Below are 3,222 nucleotides of genomic sequence, written 5' to 3'. Positions count from 1 at the left end.
GGTTGGGAAGTGATTGGCGCTGTGGGTCACTGCCTCCCGAGGTCAAGCAAAAAAGCCGGCCAACAGGCCGGCCGAGGTCTTGGCAGGTTGGCGTCAGGCCTGCTGGCGCAGGCTGACGAATACACCCTCCGGTGCGCCAGCCTTGCTCAACAATCGGCGGATCGCATCAGCGGCGGGGCTGGCATCCAGCGCGTCGGCGATTTCGTGCAGGGTCTGCTGCTGGTCGATCTGCTCCAACTCTCGTTGAGCACTCCCGAGCAGGAGCCCAGCATCCCGGGCTGCGCTATCTGCTGCGCTGGCGTGGGCTCGCATCTGGGGCAAGACCTCGCGGGCGAGTTCAAGCTCGGCTTTTGTCAGCGCTAGGTCGCGCAGGGTCTTTGTGCCTGAGGCTACCGCTGCTTTCCCCTCTTCGATCTCAGCCTCACTGCTGCGAATCTTGGCCAGCGTTTCCTGCACGCGCTGACCTGCGGATAGGGCGATGGCCTGCGCATCCGTCAGTTCCTTTGTGCGCAATTTGATGCGTTTCACGACTTCCTTGCGCTGAGTTTGTAGCTCGGCGGGGCTGCTTTCGGGCAGCGCCAGCGCGCCGCCGTTGGCGGCCTCTTGCTGCGGGGTGAAGTAGAGCAGGGCGGCGGCCTGCAGTTGGGTTTCGGCTGACATTGGTGTGGTCCTTTTAAAAAGGGTTGCTGGTGGTGCGCGCACGGCGCGAGGGGGATGGAGGATCTATGAGGCGGTCTCGGACAAGCTCGCTGCAGATTTGAAGCACCCGGCGGTCGCTGCACCTTTCAATTCGAGCTGTTTCCGGGATGCTCAAGCCTCTCTGCAGCATCAGTGCGATGCGCGCCCTGCGTGCTTCCGCGGCGTAGGCGGAGAGACCGGGGACCGCGAGGTATTCCTGGGGAAATGCTTCGGACAAGCGGCTGGCGGCGGGCAGCCCGATCAAGCGTGCAATGACTTGGTCTGCGCTGGCCTGCTCAGGCACATACAGATTCCCCCTATCGCCGTACCAAGCGGCTAGGCGCAGCGTTGGGGTGAAGCCGATTACGCAAGCGACGTCGTCCAAGGTGGTGTTGTTTCGGCTCATGTCAGAACAACGGGGTTGTTTGGGCAGCAAGGAGGGCGAGCCCGGCGGGAGTGAGGCTCCAGCGCTCGCCGGGGTGTCGATTTGCCTTCGTGTACGTCTCACGGGCGATCAGGCCCCGCGCCGCCAAGGTGCTGACGTGGCGCAGGGTGGTGGCGCGATCAATTGATGGAAAGCCAGGTTCAAACCTCAGCATTCCAAAGGCGTTCGATGCATTCGAGGTGGGGGCTGTTGACACGTCCAGTCCTCGCTCGCACGCCTGCGCGATGCAAGACAGCAGCGCCAGCCTCTCAGCGTCTCGTGCCGCATCTGCCTGCGCTGCCCGATCGACCGCCGGGGGCACACCGCCCAGGAGGGCAAGGCCTACCCCATGCGGTAGCGGCTCCAGGGGGAGCGTGGGGCCTAGCGGACCATAGTTCGATTTGGCGTGCTGCAGGGTGCGTACCATGCCATCGCCGATTTCCAGGAAGAGGCGCGAGCGCACAGAGTTATGCCACGCGACGCTGTCACTGAAGCTCTCGCCGGCATCCTGCTGTTTGCCTGCTGTTGCCTTGTTCACATGCGCGAGCAGCAAGACAGCGCCTTGCGACTGGCTCATGAGGCGAGCTAGTGCGCGGACGAATTGCGTTGCACTCGTTTTATCAAACCTATCTGCAGCGAATGCGTCTGACGCGTTATCGACCACCAGCAGACCTGCACTGGTTTCTTCGATCACAGCCCGCAACTTCCCGTAGGCTTGCGAGGGTTTACCGGGGCCGTGGGGTTGCGGGTCCCACAGCACTGGGCATTCGGTGGCGTCAAGCACCGTCAGGTGTCGGTCCAGGTCTACGGGGTCTAGATCGTGGGCTTCGCACAGGCGGGCAAGGCGGCGGCGCAGCACGCCGGCCGAGTCCTCAGCACTGAGATAGACAACGGGGGTTTTCTGAACCGGGAAGCCCAGGAATTCACGGCCGGCTGCGACATGCATCGCTAGGTCCAAACCAAGGCCGGACTTACCTGAGCCACCATGCCCCGCCAACAGCGTCACAGCAGCGCCAGCAGGGATGTATGGCTCCCAGACGAAGGGGTGTGGTGCTTCTGGGTGGGTCAGCACATCGGCGATTGCGACTCGGCGGAAGCCCGGCGGGGGCAGGGTGGCCGGCGCAGTCTCGACCGTGCCGGGTACCTCCTCGAAGCCTTCAAGGCAGGTGGACTGCCGCGCAGCCTCTGCAGCAGTTTCGGCGGCGCCTTGATCTCCACCATGCACCAGAACCACGAACGCTGTCCATGCATCGAAGGTGCCTTCCAGCGGGTCGGACCCGTGTGCCGACTGCCACAGCCCGCTCTTGCCTGGGATTTCGTGGATACCGGGCGCACCTGTGGCTGTGGGGCATGACCAGCGCCCGCCGCGATGTTCCGTGTAGCCGTGCTCACGCAGCAGGTCTTCCACGGCATGTGACTGATTGAAGGCTTGGCGGTGGGGTGAGGGGTATGCCAGCGTGGCGCCGCTGCTGACGGACAGGTGGGCATCAGGCCCGGCGACCAGGGCTTGCTGCTGACGTTTGAAGTCCAGATCGGCGCACAACCGAGACCACCAGGCCGCGAGGGCGGCCGGCAGTTCGAGGGCCGTGTCGAAGGTGAGAAAGGGGTCAGCATAGTCCTGCACCCACGGGCCGCTGCCGTCCTTTGAGTAGTAGGTAGTGCCAGGCAGACAGTCCTGCAGATTCGATTGACCGGCGCGCAGTTCCAGGATGGTGCCGCCGCTGGCGCTGGCGAACACCACCCGCCCCAGGTTCAGCCCGGCGGGTATGCGGAAGGTCACCCGGCCGCCCGAGCCTGGGCGGGTGCTGCTGGTGGCAACGCCTGCAGCGCGGATCGTGGCTGGATCGAAGCCGCAGGCCCGCAGCCCGGCCTCGGCCAATGGGTTGTTATCAAAATCGACGCTGCACATGCCGTTGACCGCCAGCGGCATCCCGAAGCCGCCGTGATCGGCACGGACTTGCTCTGGCCGGGTAAGCAGCCGGGCGGGGCTATTCCAGTCGTCTCCGAGCGGCTGCTTTGAGCCCGCTTTCAGCGGGACCAATTTAAGTCCAGCGGCGAGCAGCCGCCGGGCTTCGTCGTGGGAGTTGGCGGTCATGCTGCGGCCTCCGCGCGGACAAAAG

The 3,222-nt window shown here is 64.6% G+C and carries 2 protein-coding genes; both read right to left on the bottom strand.

Annotated features, from left to right (window positions below; genetic code table 11):
- Positions 1 to 93: 93 nt before the first annotated feature.
- Positions 94 to 660, bottom strand: a complete 567-nt coding sequence (locus tag I73_RS11915; protein ID WP_022980821.1) for a hypothetical protein — start codon at positions 658 to 660, stop codon at positions 94 to 96.
- 425 nt (positions 661 to 1,085) lie between these two features.
- A complete protein-coding gene (locus I73_RS30900) occupies positions 1,086 to 3,197 on the bottom strand; it encodes an AAA family ATPase (protein WP_022980820.1) in 2,112 nt (703 codons plus the stop codon).
- Positions 3,198 to 3,222: the final 25 nt, after the last annotated feature.

It is taken from the genome of Ideonella sp. B508-1, from assembly GCF_000333615.1.
In the GTDB taxonomy this organism is placed as follows: Bacteria; Pseudomonadota; Gammaproteobacteria; order Burkholderiales; family Burkholderiaceae_C; genus Ideonella.
This window is presented reverse-complemented; position numbering and strand designations above follow the sequence as displayed.